The following is a 15,730-nucleotide window of genomic DNA, read 5'->3' on the forward strand; positions in this document are numbered from 1 at the left end:
TCTCCGCTCATCCGTAGAGACAGCCGCGCAGGCGGCTCAGCCCGTGCGCCATCTCGTCCTCGGGGGCCACCATCGCCACCCGCACGAATCCCTTTCCGGGGTTCACCCCGCCCGCCTCCTGCGCGAGGTAGGCCCCGGGCAGCACCCGCACCCCCGTCTCGCGCCACAGCCGCAGTGCTGCCGCCTCGCCATCCGCCACCGGCAGCCACAGGAAGAAACCGGCCTCCGGCGGGCGATAGCCGGGCACGCCCGCCATGATCTCGTCGGCGCGTGCGTATTTTCGCGCGTAAAGGCGGCGATTCTCCACCACATGCACCTCATCCGCCCAGAGCCTTGCCGCCGCGTGCTGCAACGGCATAGGCAAGGGCGCACCGGCGTAGTTACGCAACTGCCGCACGCGACGGATGCTCTCGGGTCCCGCTGCCACGAAGCCCGAGCGCAGCCCCGGCACGTTCGACCGCTTCGACAGGCTGTGAAACGCGACGATCCGCTCGGGATCGGCCCCCATCTCTTCTGCCACCTCCAACACGCCCGGTGGCGGGCCGTCGCGGTAGATCTCGGAATAGCATTCATCGGCGAAGATGCGAAAATCGTGCTTCTCGGCCAGCCCGATCACTTGCGCCCAATACTCCCGAGAGGCCACCGCGCCATGCGGATTGGACGGCGAGCAAAGGTAGGCCACCGTCACCCGGTCGAGCACCTCCGGCGGCACCGAGGCGAAATCCGGCAGGTAGCCCGTCTCGGCGGTGGCGTTGAGAAACACCGGCTCCGCCGCCACGCTCAGCGCCGCGACCATGTAGACCTGGTAGAATGGGTTGGGCACCAGAACCGCGGGTTGCCTGCCCCGCTTCGTTTCAGGGCAGAGCGCCATCATGGCATTATACAGCCCCTCCCGCGTGCCATTGAGCGCCATCAGCCGCGTCTCGGGATCGGCCTGCACGCCATAGCGCCGCTCCAGCCAGTCGGCGGCAGCCTCCAGCAGCGCGGGCATTCCCTCGTTCACGGGATACTGCCCGAAGCCCGCCGCATTGGCCGCGATCTCCTCTGTGATCCACTCCGGAAAGGCGTGTTTCGGCTCGCCGATGGTCATGTGCACGACCTCGCCGCCCGGCGCATGCGCGTCGAGCAGCGCCCGCAGGCGCGGGAACGCATAGGCCGGTAGGTTCGAAAACCGCTCGGGATACATCGGATATCTGCTCTGCTGCCTCGAATGCGGGGCATTTTATCCCCATTTTCAATGAATCTACTCCAGTCCACGGGTTCAGGTCCAGAAAAACCAATGGCTTGACAGGCGAATTGTGGCATTTGCGCACAGCCACAGCCGCACGCAGCGATGGCCAAGGCTTCTGCCGCGCCCTATAGTGCGGCGAGGCGCATCGGCACTTGGCAAGGAGAGCGGCCCGCCATGCACACAGGACTTCGGCTCGTCCCGGCAATTCCTGCGATGATGGTCGGGCTGTTCGTCGCGGTCGCTATGGCCCGGTCCGCGGATGCCCCCCTGCCCGGAACCGGGCTTGCCGCTCCCAGCCTCGCCATGGGGCTGAACGGGATCGTCGAACGGAGCAGCCAGCACCCGTTCATCAACGTGATGAAGACCGCCAGCCCCTGGATCGGGCACAGCGCACAGGAACGCGCCGCCTTTTCCACGGCTGCGTTACACGCGGGCGGCTATCTCGATGAAAGGGGCTGGCCGACGGCCCTGCCCGAGGGGGCGAGGGCTCTCGAAAGCTACGTGCTGACCGATCAGCCGGAGGGCGCCACGCACCTGCGGGGCCGCTACCTTCTGCGTTACGCGGGCAACGGCGTGCTGCGCGTCACCGGGCGCGCCGATAACGTTCGCTACAATTACGACACGCGCGAAATCCGCTTCGATTACATCCCCGGCGACGGCTCCGTGGTGCTGCGGCTGCGGGAAACCGATGCCAAAGACCCGCTGCGCGACATCACCATCGTCCACGAGGATCATCTCGCGCCCCACGCTGCGGGGGCGATCTTCAACCCGCTCTGGATCGACCGCATCGCTGACCTTCGCCTCCTGAGATTTACCGACTGGCAACTCACCAACGGCTCGGACCAGGTGACATGGGCGGACCGCCCGACGCCGCTGGACGCCACCTATGGCTGGCGCGGGGTGCCGGTCGAGGTGATGGTGGCGCTCGCCAACAGGATCGGGGCCGATCCGTGGGTCAACATGCCCCATGCCGCCGATGACGCCTATATGCGCGCATTCGCGCGCCACGTGCACCAGCATCTCGATCCGAGCCTCAGGGTGCACGTGGAATATTCCAACGAGATGTGGAACGTGGCCTTTCCACAAGCGATCTGGGCGCAGGAGGCGGCCACTGCGCTCTGGGGCGAGGACGCGCCCGACGATGGCTGGCTGCAATTCGCGGGGATGCGCGCGGCCCAGATGGCGGATATCTGGCGCACGGTCTTTGCCGACGCGCCGGGGCGTCTGTCGCTGGTCGCCGGCGTGCATACTGCCTGGCCGGGGTTGGAGGTGCCGATGCTCACAGCACCGCTCGCCGTGGCGGCCGGGCAGATCGACGCGCCCCCCGTGACGCGCTTCGACGCCTACGCCGTCTCGGGCTTTTTCGGTCACGAGTTGGGGGCCGAGAATATGGCAACCACGGTGGAGAGCTGGATCACCGCGAGCCGCGCCGTGGCCCGCGCCCGCGCTGTCGAGACCGGGGCCAACCCGGAGGCGGCGGTCGCCGCGCATGGCTACGAGCTTGCCTTCGACCTCGCGGCACAGGCGCTGCGGCAGGGCTCGCTCAGCGCGCTCCTGGGCGAAATCCTCCCCTACCACGCCGAGGTGGCGGCGCGTCATGATCTGCAACTGGTCATGTATGGCGGTGGCTCCCATGTGGTGGGAAACGGTGCCGTGACCGGCAACGCCGCACTCACCGATTTCTTTACCGCGTTCAACTACGCGCCGCAGATGGGCGCGCTCTACGAGGAGCTGCTCGCCGGCTGGCGCGCAGCGGGCGGGACGCTCTTCAACGTCTTCGTCGACGTGGCCCCGGCTTCGCGGTGGGGAAGCTGGGGCGCGCTGCGCCATCTCGACGACGACACGCCCCGCTGGAATGTGCTCATGCGCGCCAATGCCACGCCACCCCACTGGGACGACCCGCGCCCGCCCGGCACGTTCCTGCACGGGGTGCTGCAGCGCGCGGGCGACAAGGCGGCGCGGCTCGCGGGAACGGCCAAGGCGGATATCCTGATTGGCGGCCCTGGCGACGACGTACTTATCGGACAGGACGGCGACGACCGGCTTCACGGCGGGGCGGGCAAGGATCGTGCTATCGTGCCGGGGCTCCGCACGGATTACGAGTTCGCGCACGAAGGGGCCCGGGTGATCCTGCGGGGACGCGGTAACATCGTTACGATGGTTGCCATCGAAGCAGTCGAGTTCAGTGGCGCGCCGGGTCAGGTTCATGCCCTCGCTGACCTGATCTAGGGCTATGCCCCGAAGCAGTGGCGTTGGGCACAGGCTGGGCACAGGCTGGCCGGAAGCGATGCCTCCCGGTGCATTCTCGTTTGCGGATCGTCAAACGTCCTTAGACTTTCGCCGGAAAATAAAGAACCGTCCCTCGCCCGGACTCAGTTCACCGTGCTTTCCACCCCTTCGGGTTGCCCGACCACGACGAAGGTCAGCCGATCGGGGTCGAGCCACTCGCGTGCCACGCGGTTAATCTCTTCAAGCGTGATCTCCTCAATCATCTCGTTGCGGTTGGCGATGTATTTGACAGGCAGTCCGTCCACCTGCATCCCCACGGCGATCGAGGCGATCTGTGCGTTGCCCTCGAAACGCAGCGGGTAGGCACCGGTCAGGTAGGTCTTGGCGTCCTCGAGTTCCTCCGCCGTCACCCCCTCGTCGCGCAGCCGCGCCCATTGGTCGCGAATCACCGCAATGGCCTCGGCCACGCGCCCGTTGGCCGAGGCGACCGAGCCCATCCAGAGATCGGCCGCGTCCTTGTTGGCGAGGTAGGAATAGACACCATAGGTCAACCCCCGCTTCTCGCGAACCTCGGTCATCAGGCGGCTCTCGAACCCGCCCCCGCCGAGGATGTGATTGAGCACATAGGCGGTGAGGAAATCAGGATGGTCACGGTCGGGGCCGCGCTGCGCGAATAGCGCAATGGATTGTGGCGTCTCGAATTCGACTACCTTGATGCCACCAGGTAGGGTCGGATCGGCCTCGCCGGGTAGCGGCGCACCGGTGGCAGGCAAGTCGCCCAGCAGGTGGTCGAGCAACGCGCCCAACTCTTCGGCGGTTATGTCACCCACAGCGCTGATATGAACACGGTCGCGCGCGAGTGCGGCGCGGTGCGCGGCAACGATGTCCTCTCGGGTGAGGCTGCTCACGCTTTCGATGGTACCCTCGCCCGGGCGCCCATAGGGGTGATCGCCGTAGATCAGCCGCGATGCCGCGCGTCCGGCGAGGCTGCGCGGGTTGGTCTGATCCGAGCGCAGCCCCGAAAGCACCTGCGCGCGCACCCGCTCGATGGCCTCGGGGTCGAAACGCGGGGCGATCAGGCTGTCGCGCAGCAAATCGACCGCCTCCGCGCGCCGCTCGGTCAGGAACTGTGCCGAAACGCTCACCGTGTCGTCGCCCGCGCCATAGCCGAACCGCGCCGCCAGCGCCTCGGAGGCGCGCGCGAATTCCTGCGCATCGCGCGTCCCCGCTCCTTCCTCCAGCAGCCCGGTCATCAGGTTGACCGCCCCCGCCTTGCCTTCGCGGTCGAGCGAGGTACCGCCGCGGAACCGTAGCTCGAGCGCGACAAAGGGGATCGAGTGATCCTCGACGAGCCACGCGTCGATGCCGCCTGGGCTCGTGACTTGCTCGACATCCACCGCGGCGCGCGCGGGAAGCGCCGCCAACACCATGATTGCAACAAGGGCGAACCGGATCATTGCGTCACCTCCGGGGCCATCAGGTAGCCCGTTACCGATCTCTCGCGGTCGAGCACGTTGCGCGCCGCGTCCATGATCTCCTCGTCCGTGATCTCCTGCAGGATGTCAGGCCATGCCTGCACATCCGCCACGGTCAGCCCCTGTGTCAGCGCGCGCCCATAACGTTGCGCCAGCGCCGTGACGTCGTCGCGCTCGTAGATTTCCTGCGCGCGCAACTGGCTCTTGATCCTCTCCAGATGCTCGGGGTCGGGGCCCGTTTCCAGGAACCCGGTCAGTACCTCGCCGAGCGCGGCCTCGGCCTCATCCAGCGTCACGCCGGGGGCGGGAACCACCACGAAATCGAGGCTCGCGTCATCGAGCGACATGCCCGAATACCACGCTCCCACTTGTACCGCGATGCTCCGCTCGAATTGCAACGCCTCGTTGAGCACCGATGTCTGTCCGTTGCCCAGAAGCGCCGCAAGAAGCGTGAGTGCCGCCGCCTCGCGCTGCGCGCCGCTGTCGCGCTCGGGCGCGAGGTAGGAGCGCGCGACGTAGGGCTGCGACACCCGCGGATCACGCAAGCTCAGCCGCCGCTCGGCAAGTTGTGGCGGCTCCTGCGGCCGGATGCGCTCGGGCAGGTCCGGGTTGGCCGGGATCCGGCCGTAATGTTTCTCTGCCAGCGCGCGCACTTCCTCGGGGTCGGCATCGCCGGCGACGATCAGGATGGCGTTGTTGGGCGCGTAATATGTGCTGTAGAATTCCACCGCGGCCACGCGGTCGAGCGCCTCCATCTCATGGCGCCAGCCGATGATCGGCGCGCCGTAGGGGTGGTTGAGATATTGCGTCGCTCCCATCCGCTCGCGAAAGAGCGCTGCGGGGCTGTTCTCGACCCGCTGGTTGCGCTCTTCGAGAATCACATCGCGCTCGGTGGTGATGTCGTCGTCGGAGAGGCGCAGATTGGCCATGCGATCGGCCTCCATCTCCATCACGAGGCCAAGCCGGTCAGCCGCAATGCGCTGGAAATAGGCCGTGTAATCATAGCTGGTGAAGGCGTTGTCGGTGCCGCCATGGCGCGCCACTGTAGCCGAGAACTCGCCTGGCTCCAGCGTCTCGGTGCCCTTGAATAGCAAGTGTTCGAGGAAATGCGCCACCCCCGACATGCCGGGCGGCTCGTCCGCCGATCCGGCCCGATACCACACCATCTGCGTCACCGCCGGGGCACGGTGATCCTCGATCACCACCACCTCCATACCGTTATCGAGGGTAAAGTTGGTCACCGGCCCCGCCCACGCGGGGCCGAAGGGGATCACCAGAAGCAGCGCGACGATCAGACGGCGCATGACGGGCCTCCGCGTTCGAGAAACGATTGATCTCTAGATACGGCCCGCGCGCCGCGTTTCAAGCGGCGATCACTGATCCTTGGGCGCCGGCGGTGCCGCCGGGGTGCGCACGCCTCTGCGGCGCAGACGCTGCTCCTCGGCATAGGGATCGAGCCACTGGTCCTTGTAGGCCTGGGTGTAATCGTCGGAGGGCAGTATGCGCAGGATGTTCACGTTTCCGTAGTCACGGCGTAGCTCGCGATCTTCGGCGGCGAGCGTCTGGCGGATCGCCGGATTCCGGTCGTACCGCGCGGCATGGTTCAACAGTCCGGCATTGGCCGCGGAGGGCGCCCCGGTACGCCGCGCGCCCGCGTTCCCGCCCAGCGCCGCGATCCCGTCGGCAACCGGATCCTGATCGGTGCGGTTGCCCCCCCCCGGTACTGGCTCGGGTAGCGCGGCCACGTCCTCGGGCATTTCCAGCGGCTTGCCGGGTATGATCGAGAACTCGTCCGGCCCGTTGCCCTTGTGCCTGATCTTCCTGAGCGACACCTCGTCGTCGCGCGCGCCTCCACAGCCCGCCACGATTACGACAGCCAACAGCGTCAGAACGGTTTTCCGCGGCATCCACATAGCCACACTCCTTGCGCTTTGGGGTGGTTTACCGCATGCGTCCGCCGAGGTCACGAGGGCTTTTTCGTGCCGGGCAGCAACACAATGCCGAAGGCACCGGCGAAGATCGCCAAATCGGCCACGTTGAACGCGAACGGGTTGTCGATGCCACAGCACGACATATTAAGAAAATCCGCCACCGCGCCATATATCAACCGGTCAACGACATTGCCCAGCGCGCCACCCACCAGCACCCCCGCCGCGAACCGCTGCAGCCGCCCGGGGCGCTCAGTATGAACCCACCAAAGCACCGCCGCCACGATCATCAGCGCCACAGCGATAAGCGCCCAGCGCATGACCGCACCGTGATCAGAGAGAATCCCGAAATTGATTCCCGTGTTCCACGCCATGCGCAGGTTGAGAAACGGTGGCCAGACCTCGATCCATCCCAAACTGCGCAGATCGAGCATGTGGACCACGAGGTATTTCGTGGCCTGGTCGAGCAGAAAGACCCAGAAGGCCACCCAGAAAACAGTGCGCATCGGCCCGCCTCAGTGCCGGAAATGGCGCTGACCGGTCAGCACCATCGCCAGCCCCGCTTTGTCCGCCGCCGCGATCACTTCGTCGTCGCGCATCGACCCGCCGGGATGGATGACCGCGGTGGCCCCCGCATCGGCGGCCGTCATCAGCCCGTCGGCGAAGGGAAAGAACGCGTCCGACGCCACTACGCTGCCCTCAGTCAGCGGCACGGGCAATCCCAGCGTCTCGGCCATGTCACGCGCCTTGCGCGCGGCGATCCGGCAACTGTCCACACGGCTCATCTGGCCCGCGCCGACCCCAACCGTGGCGCCATCCTTGACGTAAACGATGGCGTTGGATTTCACATGCTTGGCCACCGTCCAGGCAAATAGCATATCCGACATTTCACGATCCGTCGGCGCGCGCTTCGTCACCACCCGCAGATCATCGGCGCTCAGGCGTCCCGCATCCTTGTCCTGCACCAGGTAGCCGCCCGAAACCTGCCTGATCATCCGCCCCGGTGCCGCCGGATCAGCCAGTCCGCCGGTCAGCAAGAGCCGCAGGTTCTTCTTCTTGGCAAAAATACCCATTGCCGCCTCATCGGCCCCGGGTGCAATCACCACTTCGGTGAAAATCCCGGCGATCTCTTCCGCCGTTGCCGCATCAAGCGAATGATTCAGCGCGATGATACCGCCGAAGGCGGAGGTGCGGTCGCAGTCGAAGGCGCTCTTGTAGGCGTCGAGCAGCGTCGCGCCGCGTGCCACGCCACAGGGATTGGCGTGTTTGATGATGGCACAGGCGGGGCCGTCTTCAGGCGCGAACTCGCTGACCACCTCGAAGGCGGCGTCGGTGTCGTTGATGTTGTTGTAGCTCAGCTCCTTGCCCTGCACCTGCCGCGCAGTGGCCACGCCGGGGCGATCAGAGCCGTCGGTGTAGAACGCAGCGCTCTGATGCGGATTCTCACCGTAGCGCAGCACCTGCGCGAGCGTCCCGGCAAAGGCACGTCGGCGCGGGGCGGGTTCGTCGATGGCCTCTGCCATCCAGGTGCTCACCGCCGCGTCATAGGCCGCCGTGCGCGCGTAGGCGCGCTGCGCCAGCTTGCGGCGGAATTTCGGGCAGGTCGCGCCGCCATGCTGATCCATGTCGCCCAGCACCTTATCGTAATCCTCGACATCCACCACCACGGTCACATGCGCATGGTTCTTGGCTGCCGCACGAATCATCGCCGGGCCGCCGATGTCTATATTCTCCACGCAGGTATCGTAGTCGGCACCCTTGGCCACGGTCTCTTCGAACGGGTAGAGATTGACTATCAGGAGGTCGATTGGCGCGATCCCATGCGCCTCCATCGCCGCCACGTGACCCGGGTTGTCACGCAGCGCCAGCAACCCGCCATGCACCATCGGGTGCAGCGTCTTGACGCGCCCGTCCATCATCTCGGGAAAGCCGGTCACCTCTGCCACGTCGCGCACCGCGAGCCCGGCTTCGCGCAGGGCGCGCGCGGTACCACCGGTCGAGACGAGTTCCACGCCACGTTCCGCCAATGCGCGGCCAAGATCGACAAGACCGGTCTTGTCGGAAACGGAGAGAAGGGCGCGGGTCACTGGCGCGAGATCGGTCATTGGTTGTGGGTCCTGTCAAAATGGATGCCGAACGGGAGTCCGGCGGATCACTCCTCAGCCACTGGGTCGAGCGCCTCCTCCGTGACATCGCGGATGCCGACGGGGGTTTCCTGCGCCTTGGCCAGTGACCAGCGGATACGGGTCGCATAGCCCGTCGCGCGACCCGAGAGAATGATCTGCCGTGTCGCACGCGGCTTGAGCCGCGTTTTTTCAAGATAGACGCTCGGGTTCAAGGCCAAAGCGGCCACACCATCACTCCGAAACACCCAGATTTCACCGCTGCGCAGCACCAGCGACACCGCGGCACCGCCCATGTCGAGCGATGCCTCCACGTCCGGGTGCAGGTGAAAACGGATGTCATACGGCACGCCATGCAGGCGCGTGGCATCGAGCGCGCGGTCGAATCGCGCCTTGTGATCGTCCTCCAGTGCCAGCAGCATGTCCTCGCCCACCAGCGCCCTGCCATCGCCAGACAGGTCGAGTCTGCGCACGTGCATCAGTCCGTGGCTGCGTAGATACCCGTCATGCCCGCCCTCGAAGCGCACCCCGTCGGGCGCGCGCGACATCTGCACCGGCACGTCGCGCGGCGCTTCTTCCAGCCGTCCGGGATGGAGGCGGTCGCGGCCCAGCCGGGCGCTCGACCCGCCCGCCACCACCAGCGCCGAATGTGACGGTGTCGCGCGCCCCGCGCGCCGCCATTCGGGGCCGAAACTCGCCCCAGAGCCGCAATTCACGATCAGAGGCCGCCGTCCCGAGGTGAGCTCGAATGCCAGCGTCGAGGCATGCGCCTCGTCGGCGGCGGCCCCCATCGCGGGCGGCGCAGCATCTATAATGACGCTCGTGCGCGCGCGCGCCAGCCGCGCATAACCCATCGCGCGCCCGCTCCGCGCCTGTCCCTTGACCCCGCTTGCCGCCAGCGCCGCGTCGAGCCGCCCGTCGAGGCCCTTTCCGCCGCCGTGGAACCGCGCCAGCCCGCCATCGGCATGGCGCAGCGCACGCAGGCACGGCGCGATCCGCTCCACCGCGCGCCAATGCGCGTCCGCCGCAGTGCGCCCATTCTCGCTTAGCACCAGCGCCGCCCAGGTGAGCAGCGTGAACACCTCCAGCAACGCCTCGGGATTGCGCCCTGGAATGCCGCCCTCGTCATCGACGCAAGCCTTGCATTCGCGCGCCAGCGCCGCCCGTGCCTCGTCGGCAAGTGGCGCCATCCCCTCGAGCGACACCCCGGCAAAGACCAGCCCGGTGAGCGCCTCGAGACGCTTGAGCCCCGGCGTCGCCGCCTGCCAACGCCACGACAGGAACCGCGCCTGTCGCGCCAGCGCGCGCAGGAACGCCTCGGACTCCTCTGCCGACTGCCCGCGCATGAGGAACAGCGCGTGGCTGATCCAGCGGATGAGCCGCCGACCCGCAAGGTCCGGCGTCCACCCCGGCCCGCGCCCGCGCCCGTAGCGCGCGATCCATTCCATGAGCCACGCCTGCGCCTTGGCACGCGCCGCAGCATCCCCTGCCGCCGCGAGATCGTCGAGCCAGCCGAATCCGTGCATCTCGGCGGCGAAATCAGCGTCCGGCGAGACGATATCCCAGATCATCGTGTCAGGGGCCTCCACGAGATGGCCCGCAAAGACGAAATTCCCTGCGCAAAGCTGCCGCCCCCGCGCGAGGTAGCCGATGCTGCGCGGCTCGGGTTGCGACACGAAGGCGGTCACCGGGTGGCCGCGCCCCGCCCGCCGCGCGGCCAGCCAGTTTCTCAGGCGCGCCCAGCGCGCGGACAGGGATTCGGAATGCGACATGTGCCTCTGCACGCTTCTTGCGGCGCTCGTGGCAGCACTATAATGGGGCTGCGTGCCCAAGTCACCGCCCGATTGTGGGTGCCCGCAGCCGCCTCTCGGTGTCCTTCGACCTTGATCCGGGGGCCTCTTGGACCAAAGATATCCAATAAGGCCGGAGGGTGACGCGGGACATGCCTACCCGCGCCGCAGGCAGGCGATGTAGAAGCCGTCCATGCCGCCGCGCTCTGGCCAGTAGTCCGGGCGCAGGCGCAGCCCACCCTCCTCGGTGATCCATCCCGGCTCAATCCCCGGCAGATCGAGCGATGCGCGATCGACGGTCAGGTCGGTGTGTCGCGCCAGCGCCTCGTCCACTTGGCATTCCCCCTCGTCGGGCAGCAGCGAGCAGGTGCAGAAAACCATCCGCCCGCCGGGTTTCAGGAGCGAAAGCGCGTGATCGAGCATTGCTGCCTGCATCCCGATCAACTCGCCGATCCCGGCACCGTCGCGCGCGTGGGGAAGATCGGGGTGCCGCCTTATCGTGCCGGTAGCCGAACAGGGCGCGTCCAGCAGCACCGCGTCATAGCCCCCCTCATGCGTCAGCGCGTCGGCGACGACACAGGTCGCGCTCAGCCCGGTGCGCGCGAGGTTGTCCGCCACCCGCTCCATTCGCCGCGCCGATATATCGAGCGCCGTCACTGCCGCGCCGCTTATTGCCAGTTGCAGGGTCTTGCCGCCAGGCGCGGCGCACATGTCGAGTACCGTCTCGCCGGGCTGCGGGGCCAGCACCTTTGCCGCCATCGCCGCCGCGGCATCCTGCACCCACCACGCGCCCGCGTCATAGCCCGGCAACGCCGTCACCTGCCCCGCCTCGCGCAGCCGCACCGACCCCGTCGGCAGCACCTCACCGCCCAGCCGCGCGACCCAGTCCTCCGCATCGCCATTCACCGTCAGGTCGAGCGGTGCGCCCGCCAGATGCGCGCGCTCCATCGCCGCGACCGCGCCCTTGCCCCAGGCCGCCACCAACGGCTCACGCAGCCAGCCGGGAAGGCGCGGCACGCGCAGGTCATTCCACACGCGCGGGGCTTCGTCCGCGAGCTTGCGCAGCACCGCGTTGACCATGCCTGAAAGCCGCTTGTGCCGGGCGCGCGCCCCCACGATGGCCACCGCCTCGCTCACCACCCCGTGCGCCTCGCCGCCCTGCGCCAGTTCGCTCACCGCCAGCCGCAATACATTGCGCACAGGCAAGGGCGGGGGTTTTCGGGTGTGTCGCGCAATCAGCCGGTCGGCGCGTTCCAGCCCCCGAAACGTCTCCATTGCCAGCCGCTGCGCGCGCGCCCGGTCAGCGGGTGACAGCGCGTCGAGCGTGCCCTGCGCCAGTGCCTCGGACAACAGCTGCCCCTCGACCAGCACCTGGTCGAGCAGGCGCGCGGCCGCGGCGCGGGCAGAGCAGGGGGAGGCAGGCATGGTCAAATCCTTGGCCTTTGGCAGGTGGCGCGATATATCAAGCCCGACCAGGATGGGAAAGGCCAAGCATGAGCACCGACGACGACCCCCGCGACCTGCCCCCCGCCGCCCAGCGCGCGCTTGCCGAAGCCGAGGAACGCCGCCGCAAAGCCACCGGCGATCCCAACCTGCCACCCGAACTTGGCGGGCGGCGCGAGGGGCTCGAGCCTGTGCGCTACGGCGATTGGGAGAAGAAGGGCCTCGCCATCGATTTCTGAGCCCGAGCCGGTCTAACGGCTGTACTTGATGAAAGGCGTGAGCCTGCCGATCCGGTCATAAAGCTGCCGCGCCCTCGTGTTGAAATCCTGCGTCAGCCAATAGACCGAGGGGCAGTCATCCGCGTCGGCACGCGCATAGACCGCCTCGATCAGCGCCCGTCCCACGCCGCGCCCGCGCGCCTCGGGGGCGGCAAAGAGGTCCTGCAGGTAGCACACCTTCTCGACCCGCCAGTTGTGCGGATGATATATGAAATGCACCAGCCCCGCAGCGCGCCCGTCCTCCAGCGCGATCAGACCATTCTGGTCTGGATGGTCGGCCGAGGTAAGCCGCGCGAACGTCACATCATAGACAGCATCAGGCAACGTGGTCTCGTAAAAATCGAGATAGGCCCGCCAGAGCGGCACCCAAGCGGGCTTGTCGCCGGTCTCCAGGGGACGGATCGTCAGGGACATGGGGCAGCTCCTCGCGCGAGAGCGCCCATCCTGCACCGTCCGACCGCGCCGCGGCAACGGGAAATGCCGCGGCTCTCGGCATTTTTTTGCTCAATGGGTTGCCGTGCGCGACCCGAGCGTGCACGTCACGGGCAGTGTTGCCCGCGAAGGGTGACAGCAGCGATAACAGACAGGAGACGATCTTGACGTTCAGAACCCGACTTGCCAGCATTCTGGGTGCCACCGCGCTCGCCCTCGCCACGCCGCTTGCTGCGCAACAGACGCCACCGCCGCAGATTGCCGCAGAGGATGTGACCGAAGCGCAGGTCGTGGCCTTTGTCGATGCCATTCTCGCGGTGGAAGAGGTGCGCAAGGATTACGGCCCGCGGATCGACGCAGTCGAGGACGAGGCGCAGCAGCAGGCGCTCGCCGAGGAAGCCAACACCGCCGCCGCGGCCGCCGTGGACGGGGTCGAGAACATGGATCTCGACAGCTACGTGGCCATCGCCAATGCCGCGGGCGAGAGCGACACGCTCAACCAGCGGATCATCGCGCGCATCACCGAGGTTCGCGAGCAGTGATTCCGACTGACCAGGCAGGGCGGCGGATTATTCCGCCGCCACCGCCTTTGGATCGGCAAGTGTGACGATGTCCATCATGATGGTGTTGAGTTCGAAATCCTTGGGCGTGTAGACCCGCGCCACCCCCATTTCGCGGAGACGCGCGGCGTCCTCTTCGGGGATGATACCGCCGACGATCACCGGCACGTGGCCCTGGCCAGCGGCGCGCATCCGCTCCATCAGCTCTTCCATCAGCGGCATGTGGCTGCCCGACAGGATCGACAGGCCGACCACATGCGCCTCGTCCTCGATTGCCGCGGCGACGATCTGCTCGGGCGTGAGGCGAATGCCCTCGTAGCGGATGTCCATACCGCAATCGCGGGCGCGGCAGGCGATCTGCTCGGCCCCGTTCGAATGCCCGTCGAGCCCCGGCTTGCCCATGAGAAAACGCAGCCGCCGCCCGAGCCGCCCCGACACCGCATCTACCGCCTCGCGCAGATCGTCCAGCCCCTCGGTGCGGTTCGATGGGCTTGCAGAAACGCCGGTGGGTCCGCGATACTCGCCATGCACCGCGCGCATCTCGGCAGCCCATTCGCCGGTGGTCACGCCCGCCCGCGCGCAAGCGATGGAAGCAGGCATGATGTTGCGCCCCTCCCGCGCCGCCGCGCGAAGTGTGCCGAGCGCCTGCTGCACGGCATCTGCGTCTCGCGCCGCACGCCACGCCTCCAACCCTGCGATCTGATCGGCCTCGACGCCCGGATCGACCACCATGATCCCGCCATCCTCGGATTGCAGCGGCGAGGGCTCGCCTTCCTGCCACTTGTTCACGCCCACGACCACGGTCTCGCCCGCCTCGATGCGGCCCAGCCGGTCTGCGTTGCTCTCCACCAGCCGCGATTTCATGTACTCGATGGCCGACACTGCCCCGCCCATGCCGTCGATATTCGCCAGTTCGTGCCGCGCGCCGTTCTTGAGCGCCTCGACCTTGGCATCAACGGCAGGGTTGCCGTCGAACAGGTCGTCGAATTCCAGAAGGTCGGTCTCGTAAGCGAGGATCTGCTGCATCCGCATCGACCACTGCTGGTCCCACGGGCGCGGCAGGCCCAATGCCTCGTTCCAGGCGGGCAGTTGCACGGCGCGCGCGCGGGCTTTCTTCGACAGCGTCACCGCCAGCATCTCGATGAGGATGCGGTAGACGTTGTTCTCCGGCTGCTGCTCGGTCAAGCCAAGCGAATTCACCTGCACGCCATAGCGGAAGCGGCGGAACTTCGGGTCCTCGACGCCATAGCGTTCCTGCAAAATTTCGTCCCACAAATCGACGAATGCGCGCATCTTGCACATCTCGGTGACGAAGCGGATACCGGCGTTGACAAAGAAGCTGATCCGCCCGGCAAGCACCGGGAAGTCCTCTGCCGGGACGCGCGGTTTCAGCTCGTCAAGCACGGCGGTGGCCGTGGCGAGCGCGAAGGCCAGCTCCTGCTCGGGCGTCGCGCCTGCCTCTTGCAGGTGATAGGAACACACGTTCATCGGGTTCCACTTGGGGATGTGCTTGTAGCAGTACTCGGCCACGTCGCCGATCATTCGCAGCGATGGCGCGGGCGGGCAGATATAGGTGCCACGGCTGAGATATTCCTTGATGAGGTCGTTCTGCACCGTGCCTTGCAGCTTGGTCGTGTCCACTCCCTGCCGCTCGGCCACGGCGATATAGAGCGACAAGAGCCACGGCGCGGTGGCGTTGATCGTCATCGAGGTGTTCATCTGATCCAGCGGGATCTGGTCGAACAGCGTCTCCATGTCGCCAAGGTGACAGACTGGCACACCCACCTTGCCCACCTCGCCGCGCGCCAGCACATGATCGCTGTCATAGCCCGTCTGGGTAGGCAAGTCGAACGCCACCGAAAGCCCGGTCTGCCCTCGTGCGAGGTTGGACCGGTAGAGCGCGTTCGAAGCCTGCGCCGTCGAATGGCCCGCATAGGTGCGGATGAGCCACGGACGATCGGCCTGGCGATCGGACATGCCGGTCTTGTTGTCCCCTTTGGGGGCTTGCTGCGTCTGCGACATGGGCGGACCTCGGGAATTGGTTGCGCAATTTTCTTACGTTCGGGACGGGGATAAAGCAACAAACGGACGCTGTCAATTCGCTGCAACGCGGCAAGAGCGCGCAAGAGCCGCCTGCCCCGTCTCCCTCGGTCTCGACGCGCGAACCTCATGGGCACGAAATCGTCCGGTCAAGCCAAATGACGACAATGGGTGCGGACGACACGCACGGGCATTTACCGA

13 protein-coding genes are annotated in these 15,730 nt (G+C 67.0%); 3 read left to right on the forward strand and 10 right to left on the reverse strand.

Going from position 1 to position 15,730, the window contains the following annotated elements; genetic code table 11:
- Positions 1-7: 7 nt before the first annotated feature.
- Positions 8-1,186 (reverse strand): aminotransferase class I/II-fold pyridoxal phosphate-dependent enzyme, encoded by a 1,179-nt coding sequence (locus C6W92_RS10925; protein WP_129433015.1) that lies wholly within the window; start codon positions 1,184-1,186, stop codon positions 8-10.
- Positions 1,187-1,405: 219 nt separating this feature from the next.
- Between C6W92_RS10925 and C6W92_RS10930 the strand changes: the two genes are divergently transcribed.
- Positions 1,406-3,460 carry a hypothetical protein gene (locus C6W92_RS10930; protein WP_129433017.1) on the forward strand — a complete coding sequence of 685 codons (2,055 nt, stop codon included), beginning with the start codon at positions 1,406-1,408 and terminating at the stop codon, positions 3,458-3,460.
- A gap of 143 nt (positions 3,461-3,603) precedes the next feature.
- Here the strand turns inward: C6W92_RS10930 and C6W92_RS10935 are convergent, their stop codons facing one another.
- The 7 genes from C6W92_RS10935 to C6W92_RS10965 all read right to left on the reverse strand — a co-directional run bounded on the left by C6W92_RS10935 (position 3,604) and on the right by C6W92_RS10965 (position 12,201).
- Positions 3,604-4,917 (reverse strand): pitrilysin family protein, encoded by a 1,314-nt coding sequence (locus C6W92_RS10935; protein WP_129433019.1) that lies wholly within the window; start codon positions 4,915-4,917, stop codon positions 3,604-3,606.
- Entirely contained in the window at positions 4,914-6,239 is a 1,326-nt protein-coding gene (locus tag C6W92_RS10940) for a pitrilysin family protein (protein ID WP_129433021.1), read from the reverse strand. Before C6W92_RS10940 ends, C6W92_RS10935 begins: the two co-directional genes overlap by 4 nt.
- 69 nt (positions 6,240-6,308) lie before the next feature.
- Entirely contained in the window at positions 6,309-6,842 is a 534-nt protein-coding gene (locus C6W92_RS10945) for a DUF3035 domain-containing protein (protein ID WP_241691137.1), read from the reverse strand.
- Between the two features lie 56 nt (positions 6,843-6,898).
- A complete protein-coding gene (gene lspA / locus C6W92_RS10950; RefSeq protein WP_129433025.1) occupies positions 6,899-7,369 on the reverse strand; it encodes a signal peptidase II in 471 nt (156 codons plus the stop codon).
- 9 nt (positions 7,370-7,378) lie between these two features.
- Complete coding sequence (gene purH, locus C6W92_RS10955) at positions 7,379-8,968, reverse strand: bifunctional phosphoribosylaminoimidazolecarboxamide formyltransferase/IMP cyclohydrolase (protein ID WP_129433027.1); 1,590 nt, start codon at positions 8,966-8,968, stop codon at positions 7,379-7,381.
- Positions 8,969-9,015: 47 nt separating this feature from the next.
- A complete protein-coding gene (locus tag C6W92_RS10960) occupies positions 9,016-10,758 on the reverse strand; it encodes a heparinase II/III family protein (protein WP_129433029.1) in 1,743 nt (580 codons plus the stop codon).
- A 174-nt stretch (positions 10,759-10,932) separates the two neighbouring features.
- Positions 10,933-12,201: a transcription antitermination factor NusB gene (locus tag C6W92_RS10965; RefSeq protein WP_129433031.1), complete on the reverse strand. Its 1,269-nt coding sequence runs from the start codon at positions 12,199-12,201 to the stop codon at positions 10,933-10,935.
- 68 nt (positions 12,202-12,269) lie between these two features.
- Between C6W92_RS10965 and C6W92_RS10970 the strand changes: the two genes are divergently transcribed.
- Complete coding sequence (locus C6W92_RS10970; protein ID WP_129433033.1) at positions 12,270-12,458, forward strand: DUF1674 domain-containing protein; 189 nt, start codon at positions 12,270-12,272, stop codon at positions 12,456-12,458.
- 12 nt (positions 12,459-12,470) lie between these two features.
- On the opposite strand, the gene C6W92_RS10975 is transcribed toward C6W92_RS10970, so the two are convergent.
- Complete coding sequence (locus C6W92_RS10975) at positions 12,471-12,911, reverse strand: GNAT family N-acetyltransferase (protein WP_129433035.1); 441 nt, start codon at positions 12,909-12,911, stop codon at positions 12,471-12,473.
- Between the two features lie 182 nt (positions 12,912-13,093).
- On the opposite strand from C6W92_RS10975, the gene C6W92_RS10980 reads away from it, so the two are divergent.
- Positions 13,094-13,471 carry a DUF4168 domain-containing protein gene (locus C6W92_RS10980; protein WP_164989218.1) on the forward strand — a complete coding sequence of 126 codons (378 nt, stop codon included), beginning with the start codon at positions 13,094-13,096 and terminating at the stop codon, positions 13,469-13,471.
- Between the two features lie 27 nt (positions 13,472-13,498).
- Here C6W92_RS10980 and C6W92_RS10985 read toward each other — a convergent pair whose 3' ends face one another.
- Complete coding sequence (locus tag C6W92_RS10985) at positions 13,499-15,466, reverse strand: protein meaA (RefSeq protein ID WP_129433082.1); 1,968 nt, start codon at positions 15,464-15,466, stop codon at positions 13,499-13,501.
- Between the last annotated feature and the right edge of the window lie 264 nt (positions 15,467-15,730).

This window comes from Roseovarius sp. A46 (assembly GCF_004126395.1).
GTDB classification, from domain to species: domain Bacteria; phylum Pseudomonadota; class Alphaproteobacteria; order Rhodobacterales; family Rhodobacteraceae; genus Roseovarius; species Roseovarius nitratireducens.